We start from the raw sequence: 14,287 nt of genomic DNA, 5'->3' as shown, positions 1-14,287 counted from the left end.
AAATTAATATATTTAGATAAATGAGCAAAAAAATTATTATTTTTTTATTTCAATAAAGTAAATAGAATTATGAAGGAACTGTAAACTTAATAGCAGAATATGATCGTACATTAAATATTAAAATCATTAATAAATCAGATTAAATCTAATTAGACTAGGCTTCAATGTTTTCTAAAAACACTTTATGGTCAAAGCTAAAATGTTCATTAAGTTAGATTTTCAATAAAGCTTAAGATTTTTTTAAAGCTCGACACGAACAAATTAATCATTATTTTTATGAAATGTATAGTTAATAAATAAGTTTTATCAGGCTCAGTTTTAAAGCCTTAAATAGCCTCCTATTGGATGCGAACTCAAAATATGGATGTGGGGAGTGAGTCTGGTGAGAAAAGATTATTCTCGCCAGAAAGATAATGTGGTAGCGAATCATGAATAAACAGGACTCATCCAGGGGAGACCTGAGCCAGACATCTCAACGATTAGAGTGGGAAAAGAGCCAAATGCCTTATACAATTCCTAACAACAGTTGCGTTGGATGTGACAACTGCCGCCCCCAATGTCCTACGGGTGCAATCAGAATAGAGGACAATGAATACTGGATTGATCCTGGTCTTTGTAATAATTGTGAGGGCTATTATTCGGAACCGCAATGTGTAATAGCTTGTCCAACTAATTCTCCGATTCCTTGGCAGTCGAAAAAGGGGAGATGCAAAGTTGAACCGAGAGATGCTAGCAGTTTAGACTTGTTTTCTAACGGCAAGAATAATCCATTTGCCTCAGCGATCGCTATTTGGGAAGCTTGTAATGTACTAGCACAACGCACATCGCTACATTGGGAAACCGATGAAGAAGGCTACATAAGTTACAGCCGACAAATCAATCAGGGCCGAGGTGCGATCGCTTTTCACATCCAAGATCCATTCAAAGTTAACGACAAGGGCACAGATTTAGCAGCAATTGAGGGGCTTGACATCAGAGCCACTTGCATACATCTAATTTTTGCAGCTTATGCTACAGCTTTAGATCAACCTTGGGAGCAAGAATTTGCGATCGATGAGCGACAAATTGAGAAATATTTGGGGATGGAGAAACGCAAAGATTTAAGTAAAGCTGCCAAACTAGCTTTAATGAAAAATCTTGTCCAGCAAGCTTGCTCCCTAATTATCTCCATTGACTGGCCTCAACAAGGTCGAATTAACGGATTCTCTGTTACAAACAGCCGCTTATGGCACTTAGTAGATATTCAGCACCACTTTCAAGAAGACAATCTCGGATGCAAATATCTGATTGGGCTAACTTTTAAAGTAAAAGCAGGCTTATGGGCACAATATTTCTTAAACAAACAAGCATGTAAAGAGCGAACCGCATTCTATCAATACGGCAGTCTCCCCAAAACATTGCTAACCACAGTCATGAGTATTTGGCAGCAACATGAAGGCGCAGTCCGATTAATGCTGTGGTTGCTGTTTAAAACCAAAATGGGCAAAGAACAACGTATTACTATTCCTACCTTGCTGCGTATTGCTTACGGTGAAGAAAAAGTCGCCCTTGCATCCAGACAACGCGAAGAACGCAAACGTCTGCTGCGAACTTTTGAAAGCGATTTAGAAATTCTCAATCACTATGGAATGAAACCACTTTTCGATCCAGTTACCTACCCACCAGAAATTCAACCTTTATGGGCGAAGTTAGTTGATCTTCCTGAAGATCCAGATGAAGCATTGGAATTTTGGACTAATGACGGTGGTGCTGAAACTCGCCTCACAGATACAGGCCCCCGTGGTAAGTGGAATCTGCTTATGAATGCGCGGATTTTAGCTTTTGAACTGCCACCAGAATGGGAACAGCAAATCTCAGAATCGGAAAAAAAGAAAACAAGAACTGCTAAAGCCAAAAAGAAGCCCAAAGCTACAAACGATTTGCTAGGTGAACAAATTTTGCAGGCGCGAAAAAATTTGAATCTCTCCCAAAGAGAACTGGCAAAGCTTACAGGTAAAAGCCAAAGCTGGATTAGAGATATCGAAAATGGCCGTTTAAAAGCCAAATTAGAAGATCAAGTACTTTTAAGAAAAGTCTTAAATATCGCTTCATCTTGATTTTGGAATTTAAACGCATAAGCGCTTCACCTTCTTGCAGGGTAAAGCCGCAAAGGAACGCAGAGATTTGGTTACAAATTTGTGCAGCATTATACTAAATATAGCAAGACTCCGCGTACCTCTGCGCTTCCGTTTGCGTCCCTCTGCGTTTAAAAACTCTCCTCTTTTAAGTACTATAACTCATCACCTTACTAGAAGTAAGCCAAAGACTACCGACAGCATACTTAGTAACTACCAACTCTCGTGTAGCATTGCATGAGCTTTTCAGTTGTTGAGTCTTAATTTCATCTTTCACAAGTTTAGCCTGGTAAGTGTAAACAGAACCAGAAGGTTGTTCAAAACTTAGCTCACCCAGAATAGTATTATTATCTAAACTTTGCTCCAAAATTTGGCCTGCAACTTTGTAATTAAACCAATCCCACCCATTGCAAAGCATTAGTTCTCTTTCCAAAACCTGAAGTGCAGCAGGCAGAATTCCCCAGCCTCGATAAACTTTATTTAAGCATTCAATATCGCCAGTACGAGTCAAAATCGCTCTAAATGAATCTATATCTATACGACCGTAGTATCTTCCTTCTGGCAAGTCTATAATTGTTGGTGCAAAACGATGTCCGCCAAAGTGCGATGATTTCCAAATTCGCACATTATCCAAGCACAAATCAGCATTCTTTGCTGTAACATTGAAGTAAAAAGGAGCGCCATATCTGGCACAACATTTATCATGGCTACCGTGGGTACAAACTAAAATATCTCTAGTTGTACTAGTTTTTACCTCAGAATTAGAACTGATACCCCATAACCATTTTTGGACAGATGCTGCTACTTGCTCAATATTTGCTAGCTTAAACTCTTTTTTATGGTATCCATTACTTAGCCCTTTTTCTTTTTGATAAATCAGAAGTGTAGTCTGATTTACCTTGTGTGATACATCATTAGCAATTAAAAGAAATCTAATCGGTAGTTTAGCACGCTTCACTTCTTCTACCAAAATCCTCAAATTCTGGGGTATCCATTTGGAATTAAAGGCTTCTGATGTCCAAGGTAAAGGACACTCAACTAAAATATAAGTTTGATAATTGGTGGCGCTACCAATAACATCTTCTCCTACTTGCCGTGAATCGTCAGAACAAAAAAAAGTATTCATCTCGCTGTACTCATTAGCGTATTCTATGGACAAAAAGTATAACAAAATACGATTGTGTTCTTAGCTACAATATCCTTGGCTAAAAAAGATAAAAAAGAACAATATTCATTTCCCAGTTAAAACTAGGTAGCCACCTTATAACATCATTATTGATCGAGGTCTTTCCGGTTAATAAACTCTCCACAATAGAGATAAACAGTGTCAAGATAGATTTTTCCGTATAAGCGGCGTTAATTTTGTATCTAGTTTTATTGTTATTTGGTATTTTGTAAATTTTCACTTGCTGAAACTTGGCTTTTCTGAACTTGCTTTTTTGACCAAAATCAAATATGTTCAATCTTGGGCGATCGCTTAGAGAGTAACAGGCGAGCAACTTGCTTACAATATGAATGTAGCTGATATTACAATCAAAAATATTGCTAGCATTAACATAATTATTTAAAGTTTTGGTGAAATTTTTTACATAGCTAGTTACAGTTGTTGTTTTTACACATAAAGATATAAATTTATGTTGTTTTTGTTTGAACATATTCCTAAAAGTAGATGCGAGAACACCTGATAAACAGATGATACTTTGGTAAGCCAATACTGTTTTAAAATTTTTTATCTGCTTTTAATGTATTTATTGCTCCTTTTGCGAATAATTGTCAATTACTTAAGAAAAAATAAAGACAATTAAATTAGGGGTAAATGCTTTAGTGCCCCATACTTCATGCACGATAAGTTAACAATCAAAACTAGTGACTAATTACTAGCAGCGTCACTAACATCAACATTAACAAACCTGGTATTTACCCTTTTATCTAATCTAACTTCCTGAAGCTCGTGTCAGGGTTTGATTATATGCCTCTGCTTTGACTGTAACTGAACTCAATAATAAATGCAAGTTTTTGAGAATCTTTCTAATTCCTTTACCGTTTGTCGCCTCTAGAAGGTTAGTTAAATCAAGGTTAACTGGCCTTTTCTAGTGGAGATAGCTCACTTGAGCAAGTATTGATTCATTCAATACAATAGATATTTGGCAATTGTGAAAAATTGTTGCCATTAAGGGGACACAGCAGTGCGCTCCTAGTAATCCAAAGATTTTTAAGTATGGCGATCGCATATTTCTATTTTCATGCAGAATTGAATCATTTTTTACCACGGCATCATAAGCAGGTGAAAATCTCCCATTTTTTTGAAGAGAAAGCCTCAATTAAGGACATGATTGAGTCCTTGGGTGTCCCTCATCCAGAAGTTGATTTTATAAATGTTAATGGTGAATATGTAAATTTTTCTTACATAGTTTCGGATGGAGATACTATCAATGTTTATCCAATTTCTGCTAGGTCTACTATTATACCAAGCGTTTCTGTTATGCCAGAACCGCTTACTATTATCCGGTTTGTTTTAGATATCCATTTGGGGAAGCTTGCGACATCTCTACGACTTTTAGGTTTTGATACTTTATACCGCAATGACTACGAGGATGAGAAATTAGCCCAGATATGCTACAGCCAAGCGCGGATTCTTTTGACTCGTGATAAGGGTTTATTAATGCGTAGTTTGGTAACGCATGGGTATTACGTTAGAAATACCAACCCTCAACAACAAATCTTGGAAGTACTACAACGCTACAACTTGTTTAAATTAATCTCACCATTTAAACGGTGTTTGCGCTGCAATGGATTATTAGAACCTGTAAAGAAACAATCCATTGTTGACAAGCTACCAGAAACAGTGCGATCGCAGGTTGATGAATTCCAGCGTTGCCAAGACTGCGATCGCATTTATTGGAAAGGTTCACATTATGAACGATTGCAACAGTTTATTGACGGAGTACTTAACTCAGAAAAAGATGAGTAAGTTAGTAATGGCAATATTCAACCAGCTGAAATATTGCCACTAATTATTTCACTACCCCCGATTCTAGGATCTTCATCTTCGTTATTCAAATCATCAGGAGTGGGGTTTAGCTTACTCTCTCCAGTAACTTCTTCAGGTTCAATGGGATCTGCCTCTTGAGCTTTATCGATATCAAGAGAGAGAGGAGGTTCTTTGGCGTGAGAGAAATCGATAAGTGGATTGGGTTGATCGGAAGTCATAAGTTGCTAAATTATACAGTCTTCTTTAGTGTTGAATTTATTTTGCTTATCAACATCTTTCTTGAGAAATAAACCACCTATTATAAATAAAAAACTATGACATTAATTTTAGCTCTCGATTTTGGCGGAACTAAATTGGCGGCAGCAACGGTAAATGTCGGTTCTAGAAAGTGGTTGCGTTATGAACGCCGTCTCTCTCCAGCGAATGCAAATGCTAGTACTGACTTGGAAATTATGCGATCGCTCATTTACTCTCTGCTAGAAGACGCAAAACCGACTGCGATCGGTGTCAGCTTTGGCGGCCCAGTTGATGCTTCCACGGGGATGGTGCGACTATCTCATCATGTGGCTGGATGGGAGAATATTCCTCTCAAAGGGTTGTTGGAGGAAGAGTTTGGCGTTCCTGTTGGTGTAGATAATGATGCTAATGTTGCTGCTTTGGGTGAACATCGTTTTGGTGCGGGACAAGGATACGATAGCCTGTTTTATATAACTGTCAGCACTGGCGTTGGTGGTGGTTGGATACTCAACGGCCAGCCTTGGCGAGGTGCTGGTGGGATGGCTGGTGAAATTGGACACATGGTTGTAGATCCTGCTGGCCCAGTTTGTTTATGTGGGAAGCGGGGATGTGTGGAACGTTTGGCGTCGGGGCCTTATATGGTGCAAAATGTGAGGGAAATTTTGGAAAACAAACCGCCAAGTCGCCAAGTACGCCAAGGAGGAGAGGTGTTGAGGGGTTTGGTGGGGGATAATTTAACGTTGCTGACGGGGCAGTTGATAAGTGAGGCGGCGGCTGCTGGGGATGATTTAGCGAAGGAAGTTTTGCACAAGGCTGCTTGGGCGCTGGGTGTGGGTATTGGTAATGTGGCGAACTTGATGAATCCGCAGCGCTTTGTGTTGGGAGGTGGTGTGATGAAGGCGGGGGAGAATTTTTGGCAGGTGGTGCGTCAAGTGGCGCGGGAGACGGCTTTGCCAGAAGTTGATTTTGAAATTGTTTCGGCAACTTTAGGGGATGATGCGCCGTTGTGGGGGGCGGTAAGATTGGCTGAAATTAGGATGACTGAATAAAGTAGATCATAAAAATCACTGAATCACTGCTGTAGAAAACTTTTAGTTTAAATATTTCTACTTCCTTAATCCAGACTAAATGCGTTAACAAAATTTAGGAATTCTCGAAATTCTCAGATAGCCATCGCACAAATATCATAGCCTCTTGATATAAGTCATATACTTCTTGGGCAGTCTTATCAATTGTATAGTTTGCAAAGTTCTGATGAACTAGACAATTCCTTATATTGCCTAACTCTAAAAAAGCTTTAATTGCGACATAAAATCTAAGCTCTTTTTTTATTTTTTGTAATAATTCTAATTTATTTTTAAATTCATCACAAAATATTCGAAAAAATTTCTTTGCATTCTTGGCATCCCATTCAAAGTAAGTATGATATTGCCTTTCAATTACCTTCTGTTTAACTAAAGAAGTTATACACTTCTCATTACTAGTCTTACGCTCAACAAAAGCCTGAACTATTTTACAAATTTCTTCTTAAAAAAAGCTTGCTGATGACAACAAAAGGGATTTTTTAAAAGTTCCATCGAATTGACTAGCAAAAAATATTTCTTTTCGCTGGTTCAGATATTCGAGTAATTCTAAGTTATCTTTATATATGCGATCAACAATAGTCTCTCCCATTTTACCTCAAGATAGTGTTTGTTCACACAAAATACTCATTGCCCTTTCAAGCCTTTTTTTTACGTTTTCTTTACTTGCTGTTTGAGATTGAATAGCTGTTATAAATTCTGGATCATTTTTTAGCGATTCAAGCTTTTCAGAATTTATCTTTCTTTCTACTAAGCGTTGTTCTTTAAATGCACTGCTGCATTGAGCAAAAAACACAGCCTCAAACATAGATATATTAAATTTTTTCGTTGTCTTTAAATAAAAAGCTTTTTCAGGTAAATTTGAGCAGGTTAGTAAGAAAGAGTTAAATAAAATTTCAAGATAATTTATTTGTCTCAATTTTGCTTTAATTTATCCGCTTGACTTTACTAAATCAAAACCAAATTATCCCGGTGAATCACGGTTTCCACACCCGCATAGCCTAAAATTGCAGAAATTTCCCGCGAATGACAGCCGCGAATCTTTTGCAATTCATTGCTGTTGTAATTTACAAGTCCTCTAGCAATTTCGTTACCATTGCTGTCACACAATTGCACTGCGTCCTGTGTGCGAAACTCTCCTTCTACTAGCTTAATTCCAGCAGCTAATAACGATTTTCCTGCTAGAGAAATTGCTGTGATCGCACCTTCATCTAAATACAATTTACCCGCAGGTACAAGTCCATAAGCTATCCAACGTTTACGCGCTGAAGTTGGTTCAGGTTGCGGTTCAAAATGCGTCCCAATAAGTTCACCTTGGATAATTTTTTCGATATTCCGGGGAAATCGCCCTTGGGTAATTACGGTACGAACTCCCGCCGCGATCGCAATTCTCGCAGCCGAAATTTTTGTCACCATACCGCCAGTACCCCACTGAGAACCTTGGGAACCTGTTTGTATTTGTAATTGAGCTAATTCTTTAATGCTACTAACTAAAGTGATCGGCCGCGCATCTGGTACGGAACGCGGATCGGCTGAGTACAGCCTATCAACATCGGTAAGCAAAAATAGCCAATCTGCTTCTACTAAGCTGGCAACTAATGCCGAAAGCGTGTCATTATCACCAAATTTTAGTTCGTCTATTGCTACGGTATCATTTTCATTGACTATAGGGATCACTCCCAGTCCTAATAGTTCCTGAAAAGTGTTGTAGGCATTGAGATAGCGGCTGCGCTGTACTAAGTCACTACGAGTCAATAATACTTGGGCGATCGCCTGTTGCAGGGTAGTAAATAAATCATCGTATATCCGAATTAACCTGCCTTGGCCAACTGCTGCTACAGCCTGTTTTAGTGCGATCGCTTTGGGACGTTCAGTTAAGCCCAACCGCGCACAACCCACTCCCACAGCCCCAGAAGAAACCAAAATCACCCGGTGTCCCTGGCGTCTTAAATAACAGAGTGTTTCCGCCAAAGTAGCAATGGTGGAAAGTGCTAATTGTCCCGTTTCTGGTTGAGTTAGGCTAGAAGTGCCGATTTTGACAACAATTGTTAATGACATCTAAAAAGTGAGGATTTAGGAGTGAGGAGTTAGGAGTTGAATTTAATTCATAACTCATAACTTCTAACTCCTAACTCAATTTGTAAAGCGCCAATCCCTCTATAGTGAAGGCTGACGCTTTACAAGTTTATATTTATTTTGTATACTGTAGGGTCTTTTTTGACTGACCCCATGTTATTAATACTTATGATCCCCGATGTTTTGATTCCAGTAAGATTCCTTAACCATTTCTTTAGATTTACTTTTCTGACGATTTGTCAACTTTTGTGAATCTTGGTTTTCTTGGGGGTAATAGAGGCTCCCAGAATTTCAGATACCCAAACTTCAAAGTTGCGGACAGGATGAGAGCGCAGGGCTGCGTCTGCATGGACAATCGGTTCAACTAGAATGGTAAACATCCCCAGGCGATTACCTGCTATGACATCCGTAAATAAGCGATCGCCTACCATCCCCACTTGATGCACTGGTAGATTCATTCCCCTAAGGGCTGCCCTAATTTTGCGTCGGGAAGGCTTGGCTGCACCCAAATAGTAAGGTAGATTGAGTGATCGCGCAATTCCACCAATTCGCGCTTCACTCAGGTTGTTACTCACCAAACACAATGCAGTACAGGTGCGAATTTCCTCTACCCAATCTTGTAGTTCTGGAGAAGCTATCCCTACTCTAAAGGGTACTAAGGTTTCATCTACATCTAATACCAGCCCCTTAAGTCCGTATTTTTGGATAATAGCTGGTGTTAGGTTCAATACTGAACCCTCTAAAATCAAGTCAGGCTGTAAAAGATTGTTCCAGGCCATAGTCAACAGTCAAATTTAAGTAGCTCTAGACAAATGAGCATAACTTAATATAGTTTAGTTAGTCTAACTCGATCCTGGAATATCTCCCTGAACACTTTGAGATAAAATCCCTAAAATCTTATCTATCTCTTTGATGTAATAATTATTCAAATCAATAAATATATCGTTTTCTTCTAACTTCAAAAACTTCCAAATATCCCCCGTTGTTACCGCACCATAAATTTTCCTAATTTCATTTCCTTCTTGTTGATTAAACAATTGTGCTGCTAACATTGCCGCCGCACACTGACCTAATCCACCTTTAATATTTTCATTTTTGGCTTCACTAATAACCACCACAGGAACATTAATGATTAGTTGCTCTTTAGAACGACTGATGATAAAATCACAATATCCGTTCAGACCTTTTTCTACATCTACATTAAAATCTGTTCCTGAAAATAAACTAATTGGATAATTAGCCCTGCGTCTTACCTCCAACAATATTGGAGTGATAATCATTTCTGAAGGAGCTTTTTCAGTATTAATTGCTAAAGCCAGTTCTATCGTTTCTTCTAAAGAATTTCTGAGTTTCTCGCTTGGCTGTAAAGGTTTTATGTCGGCACATAAATCAGTTTCTTCATCAATGTGGATGCTGAATGACTTTTTAAATTTACTTAATGTAAAGTTGCTATAAGCCATTTTCAGCACCTCATCCCAATTTGAGATTTTAGATGATGGAATTAAAAATCCTTACCAAAATGCTTTTCCAGAATTTGGTAAAAGGTTTAAGTAGATTTTGATAACAATCAAAATTCCTAATTAAAAAATTCAAAATGCAATATTTTCATTTTGAATTTTTAATTTTATTCTACTTCATTAAAAAGATGTTCTTCTAACAGAGGTTGCACTTTGCGAAATTCCTCTGGAGAGAGTAATTCAGGTTCACCTGTTTTTGCTATCCGTGCAAAAAATAATAAAGGATCGAGGGGTGTATAAATTGCATACTCCTGATCTTCATCATAGAAGCTAGCGAGTAGCTGTAATTGCTCCGGATCTAAATCCGCCTCTTCGTCTTCGATCTCTAAGGTGAAGAGTTCTGATTCTTCAACGGGCGGTAAATCACCTGCAACAGTCAGAGCATAAGCTGTGTTCTTCAATATCAGGTTCTGCTCAGATAGTACAGCTTGAGCTGTGGCAAAAATTTGCTCAATAATGCTGTCATCTTCTACTAAAACCGCTTCTTCTTCCTCACCGTCACCTTCCCAAGAAAAAATTTCTACAGGTGAGTCTACAGGAAGAAGTAAAACGTATTCTTGTCCATCAACTTCAAGGGAATGCTCAATGTAACAATCGAGCGATCGCCCTTTGTCATCGGTTAAAGTGATGGAACCCGCATGAGCGTTATCATTTTCTTCAGGAAATGGAGAGGAAAACATAGCCGAAATGTAGAAAGAAATTTAATAAATACCAGCAACTTTGAAAATCGCTTAACTATTTCATGACATATTATGTCAACCAAATAGCTTTATACGTAGATACAACTGCTGGCTAATCGTTTTCAGAATATCATGTTAAAAGGTATCAATATTCAATAGCCGCAACTGAACTGCGGGAACTAGCACGCTTAACATCCAACCATTGTTGTAAGATCAAAGCGGCTGCCTTGCGGTCAATCAAACCTTTATGGCGTGACGGGGAGCGGTTCTCAGCTATCAGCAGTTGTTCTGCTTGAAATGAAGTTAATCGCTCATCCACATATTCCACAGGCAGTTTCAGTGCTTTAGTAAGTCTTGTAGTAAATTTTTGAACTTGACGCGCTTGAAATCCTAGTGAGCCATCCATTGAGTAAGGTAAGCCCATCACCAGGATTTGCACCTCGCGTTCATTAACTATTTGCCGGATTTGATCGACATCCTGCTCAAAAGATGTGCGCTCAATTGTGGTAATCCCTGTCGCAATTAAACCCGTGCGATCACACCCAGCCACACCAATCCGCTTACGACCAAAATCTAGTCCCAACGCTGAAATAAAAGGTTTTGCTTGCTCTTGGGATATCACAATTAATTCTCCTGCTGTGCATCTGCTGATTCAGAAATCGGTGATGCTTCCATGCTAGGATTTTTTACCGAAAAGTTAATCGGTTCTGACTTGCTTGGCAGTGGTTTATCTGAGGATGGCAGCTTTGGTGGTTGTATCCATGACATCCCACCTGGTATAGGTTTACGTGCTGGTTGTAAACCTTGCAGCATATCAGTCCACTGGATTCCTTCTAAGGAGACGAATTTAGACTCTCGTAGCTTGTGCCATACAGAGCGAGACATAACTAATGTATGTTCTATGCGTTTTGCCCCAATTCGCTCCAAATATTCTTCTCGTTCTGCCTGATAGTCTGACGAAGCGAGTTGTAACCCTTGCTGGGGAAAATCTTGGGCAATACGAGCCAGCTGAGATAGTAATTCTGGATACAGCCAAGTATAAGCAGGATGGACTGTCAGCGTTGCAACGTGGGGAACTTCACCCTTACGGTCAAGTTGCACCTGAAAATAGCCGATCGCAGCTTTGCGTTGCGGTTCAAATACATAACCACTCACTACTTCTGTTTTGCTCACCCATTGCATTACCGCATCAGTTAAAGCACCAAACAAGCTGGTTTTAAAGTCGCGGGTATTACGGTCAAAAACCTGACGTACCAAGGGTGGCATAGATGCCGTATCTAGTTGATATAGCAACTGGGCATCAGCATTACTTACTGGCAAAAGGTTGGGTAAGTCTGGCTCTGCTTGCGCTAATTCAGCCAGTAATTCTGGCCCAATTTCCCAGTATGTCATTTCTGCCAAACGCTGGAATCCATTTTGCCGATATAGTGCCAGCGCCTCTATGTCATTGATATTAACTTCCAGTAACCAAGTCCGAGCTTCCAGAATCGATTCAAAGCAATGACGCAAAAGTTGCGAGCCAGTTCCTTGTTTATCGACACCACGCTCTAACAGCACTTGATCAATGCGCCAAGTGCTGCGTGTCCGGTTAAAGGGTGACACTTGAATCATCCCTAGAAGCATCCGCCCTTGCTCTGCTATGTAGGCACAGAGGCGATACTGTAGCGGGTTAGGAAACCAACTCAAAAATTTGAGTAATCCATACCAGCGACGCAGCCTTTGCATCTGGCTGATGGCAAAACCTGCTCCCTTCGGAGTGAGGGCTGCGAATGACTCTTTAGTTATGCGCTCAATCCCGTCCAGATCCCGGTATTGGACTGGTCGGATAACAACGCTGAGGTTTCTGGGAAGTAATGAAGTCATTTTTATTCGAGCCGCTATTTAGCCTTAACTAACTGCTCTTCAAAGGAACTGCTGCAATAATATTAACATTAACTGCTTTTTGCCCCTTACTATTGCGCCAAAAGGGTGATTTTAGTAACTCAATACTTAAAAAAGCAGAAAAAGCAGACCTTGTGAGAACACCATTGGCATTAACCCAACAACATCTGCCTTATATTTTATTGGAATTTTGATTAAAATTTGTATATTTTTACAGCCCTTGTCGAGAAACTAGCTTTTCAAAGTGGGCTTGGGTTTGATGGAGTAATTGCTGGCGACTATCTACCAGTGTTTGCTTCAGGGTTGGAACAAGATTGCGAGCTTGCAGAGTCATGTGAAGTTGCAGGTTGGCGACATATTCACTGAAATCTTGATTCATTTCATCTGCGCTTGCATTCGTTAATAAATTTGATTCCATTGCCACTGTGTTCTCCTGTGTTAATCCTATGCTGTCTCTCGTCATGACCAAAAACTATCACGTTGTTTGGACTAACTTCTTAATTTGCAATGAAGTTTAACGCTTCGATTCTATTCGTCCGGTGCTGACTCGCTACGATGGGGATTCAACCAAACTTCATAGCGTAATCAAAGCCGTCGAGCGTGGGATTAATCGACACGTACAGTATTTCGAGGATCTGCTGCATGAGTACGAATCCCAAACCAATGCTGTTTAGTTCAGATGGTGAGCTTTTAGCGATCGCAGCAACTCGAAACATCACATTATGGCAAGTTACCTCTAAAGAAAAGATATACACTATTGATCGCTTTCACCAAGCTTGGGAAAGGTGTATGGCTTTCAGCCCTAATGGACAAACGCTTGCATTCACTGCTGATGAAGTGGATGCAGTTGATATTAGAAAAGCCACTCTGAGACTTTAGAATGTAGAAACGGGTAACGAGACTTGATATCTTTGAACAACCCTTCTATAAGATCAGATCGCTTAATTTTAGTCTGAATGGACAAGTTTCAGTCAGTAGTTATAGCTATGGCACGATAAAAATGTGGCAGCAAAACAAAGTCTTGGTCTGATAATTCAGGAGGTATTGTTGCAACCACAATTAACACTCAGTACTCTTTGAGCAGCACTGTTTTGCTGACTCTTTACCGATGCCCCTTAAAATCTCAAACCAACACCACCTTGTACAGAAATAGCTGTACCACCGCTATCACGGTAGGCATCAAAAGCGATAATGGCGTTGCCAAAAAGCACAGTATTGCTATTTGGGATCATATAATCAATGCCCGGTTGTAAAGCAAAACTAATTTTGTCGCCTACAGGAGAAGATTCACCACCACCAGCCAACACTAACCCAGCACCCAGGTAGGCATCGGCTTGCCAGTTAAGGGGTAAATCGTAAGAAACCGTTGGCACAACTGCCGTATTATTGCCAATTAACACTTGGGCACGCAGTGAAAGTGGCGCTTCCAAAAGCTTATAGCGACCCGCTATAACCCCCCCAAATTGGATACCATCAGTAAAACCAAGAGTGGGGCCTATACCGATATAACTACCATAAGCTACTTGAGCTTGTGCTGGTTTAGTACTCGCCAGACCCAAGACCAAGCCAGCCCCCAAAACTGAAACCAAATATGGAATATATTTCATAACCGAATTCCTCACACCAATCTGTCATTTGTCATTTGTCATTTGTCATTGGTTATGGTGCATTGGGCATTGGCTTAGGAAAACTCTTCCCCAATCCCCAG

16 protein-coding genes are annotated in these 14,287 nt (G+C 39.8%); 4 read left to right on the top strand and 12 right to left on the bottom strand.

Annotation, left to right across the window (positions count from 1 at the left end; genetic code table 11):
* Positions 1-500 precede the first annotated feature (500 nt).
* Positions 501-2,096, top strand: coding sequence for a helix-turn-helix domain-containing protein (locus tag ACFFAP_RS26910; RefSeq protein ID WP_375514100.1), 1,596 nt, complete (start codon positions 501-503; stop codon positions 2,094-2,096).
* Between the two features lie 166 nt (positions 2,097-2,262).
* Here ACFFAP_RS26910 and ACFFAP_RS26905 read toward each other — a convergent pair whose 3' ends face one another.
* The gene (locus ACFFAP_RS26905; protein ID WP_375514097.1) at positions 2,263-3,240 is read right to left on the bottom strand and encodes a sucrase ferredoxin; all 978 of its coding nucleotides are present in this window, start codon (positions 3,238-3,240) and stop codon (positions 2,263-2,265) included.
* Between the two features lie 1,092 nt (positions 3,241-4,332).
* Here ACFFAP_RS26905 and ACFFAP_RS26900 point away from each other — a divergent pair.
* The gene (locus ACFFAP_RS26900) at positions 4,333-5,085 is read left to right on the top strand and encodes a Mut7-C RNAse domain-containing protein (protein ID WP_375514099.1); all 753 of its coding nucleotides are present in this window, start codon (positions 4,333-4,335) and stop codon (positions 5,083-5,085) included.
* A 17-nt stretch (positions 5,086-5,102) separates the two neighbouring features.
* On the opposite strand, the gene ACFFAP_RS26895 is transcribed toward ACFFAP_RS26900, so the two are convergent.
* The gene (locus ACFFAP_RS26895; RefSeq protein ID WP_375514096.1) at positions 5,103-5,324 is read right to left on the bottom strand and encodes a hypothetical protein; all 222 of its coding nucleotides are present in this window, start codon (positions 5,322-5,324) and stop codon (positions 5,103-5,105) included.
* 96 nt (positions 5,325-5,420) lie between these two features.
* Between ACFFAP_RS26895 and ACFFAP_RS26890 the strand changes: the two genes are divergently transcribed.
* Entirely contained in the window at positions 5,421-6,392 is a 972-nt protein-coding gene (locus tag ACFFAP_RS26890; RefSeq protein ID WP_375514095.1) for an ROK family protein, read from the top strand.
* Between the two features lie 94 nt (positions 6,393-6,486).
* On the opposite strand, the gene ACFFAP_RS26885 is transcribed toward ACFFAP_RS26890, so the two are convergent.
* The 9 genes from ACFFAP_RS26885 to ACFFAP_RS26845 all read right to left on the bottom strand — a co-directional run bounded on the left by ACFFAP_RS26885 (position 6,487) and on the right by ACFFAP_RS26845 (position 12,997).
* Positions 6,487-6,855 carry a HEPN domain-containing protein gene (locus tag ACFFAP_RS26885; RefSeq protein WP_375514098.1) on the bottom strand — a complete coding sequence of 123 codons (369 nt, stop codon included), beginning with the start codon at positions 6,853-6,855 and terminating at the stop codon, positions 6,487-6,489.
* A gap of 168 nt (positions 6,856-7,023) precedes the next feature.
* Positions 7,024-7,344 carry a hypothetical protein gene (locus tag ACFFAP_RS26880; RefSeq protein ID WP_375514094.1) on the bottom strand — a complete coding sequence of 107 codons (321 nt, stop codon included), beginning with the start codon at positions 7,342-7,344 and terminating at the stop codon, positions 7,024-7,026.
* A 29-nt stretch (positions 7,345-7,373) separates the two neighbouring features.
* Entirely contained in the window at positions 7,374-8,483 is a 1,110-nt protein-coding gene (gene proB / locus ACFFAP_RS26875; RefSeq protein WP_375514093.1) for a glutamate 5-kinase, read from the bottom strand.
* 257 nt (positions 8,484-8,740) lie between these two features.
* Positions 8,741-9,280 (bottom strand): YqeG family HAD IIIA-type phosphatase, encoded by a 540-nt coding sequence (locus ACFFAP_RS26870; protein ID WP_375514092.1) that lies wholly within the window; start codon positions 9,278-9,280, stop codon positions 8,741-8,743.
* Between the two features lie 63 nt (positions 9,281-9,343).
* Positions 9,344-9,961, bottom strand: coding sequence for a hypothetical protein (locus ACFFAP_RS26865; protein WP_375514091.1), 618 nt, complete (start codon positions 9,959-9,961; stop codon positions 9,344-9,346).
* Positions 9,962-10,125: 164 nt separating this feature from the next.
* Positions 10,126-10,698, bottom strand: coding sequence for a DUF3727 domain-containing protein (locus tag ACFFAP_RS26860; RefSeq protein ID WP_375514090.1), 573 nt, complete (start codon positions 10,696-10,698; stop codon positions 10,126-10,128).
* Between the two features lie 145 nt (positions 10,699-10,843).
* Positions 10,844-11,320 (bottom strand): Holliday junction resolvase RuvX, encoded by a 477-nt coding sequence (gene ruvX / locus ACFFAP_RS26855; RefSeq protein WP_375514089.1) that lies wholly within the window; start codon positions 11,318-11,320, stop codon positions 10,844-10,846.
* A 2-nt stretch (positions 11,321-11,322) separates the two neighbouring features.
* Complete coding sequence (locus tag ACFFAP_RS26850) at positions 11,323-12,561, bottom strand: GNAT family N-acetyltransferase (RefSeq protein WP_375514088.1); 1,239 nt, start codon at positions 12,559-12,561, stop codon at positions 11,323-11,325.
* A 229-nt stretch (positions 12,562-12,790) separates the two neighbouring features.
* Positions 12,791-12,997: a hypothetical protein gene (locus tag ACFFAP_RS26845; RefSeq protein ID WP_229457894.1), complete on the bottom strand. Its 207-nt coding sequence runs from the start codon at positions 12,995-12,997 to the stop codon at positions 12,791-12,793.
* A 224-nt stretch (positions 12,998-13,221) separates the two neighbouring features.
* Between ACFFAP_RS26845 and ACFFAP_RS26840 the strand changes: the two genes are divergently transcribed.
* Positions 13,222-13,458, top strand: a complete 237-nt coding sequence (locus ACFFAP_RS26840) for a hypothetical protein (RefSeq protein WP_375514087.1) — start codon at positions 13,222-13,224, stop codon at positions 13,456-13,458.
* 236 nt (positions 13,459-13,694) lie between these two features.
* On the opposite strand, the gene ACFFAP_RS26835 is transcribed toward ACFFAP_RS26840, so the two are convergent.
* On the bottom strand, positions 13,695-14,186 hold the full coding sequence (locus ACFFAP_RS26835; protein ID WP_375514086.1) for a hypothetical protein: 492 nt from the start codon (positions 14,184-14,186) through the stop codon (positions 13,695-13,697).
* Positions 14,187-14,287 lie beyond the last annotated feature (101 nt).

Origin of the sequence: uncultured Nostoc sp., assembly GCF_964245575.1 — a bacterium.
Classification (GTDB): Bacteria; Cyanobacteriota; Cyanobacteriia; order Cyanobacteriales; family Nostocaceae; genus Nostoc.
This window is presented reverse-complemented; position numbering and strand designations above follow the sequence as displayed.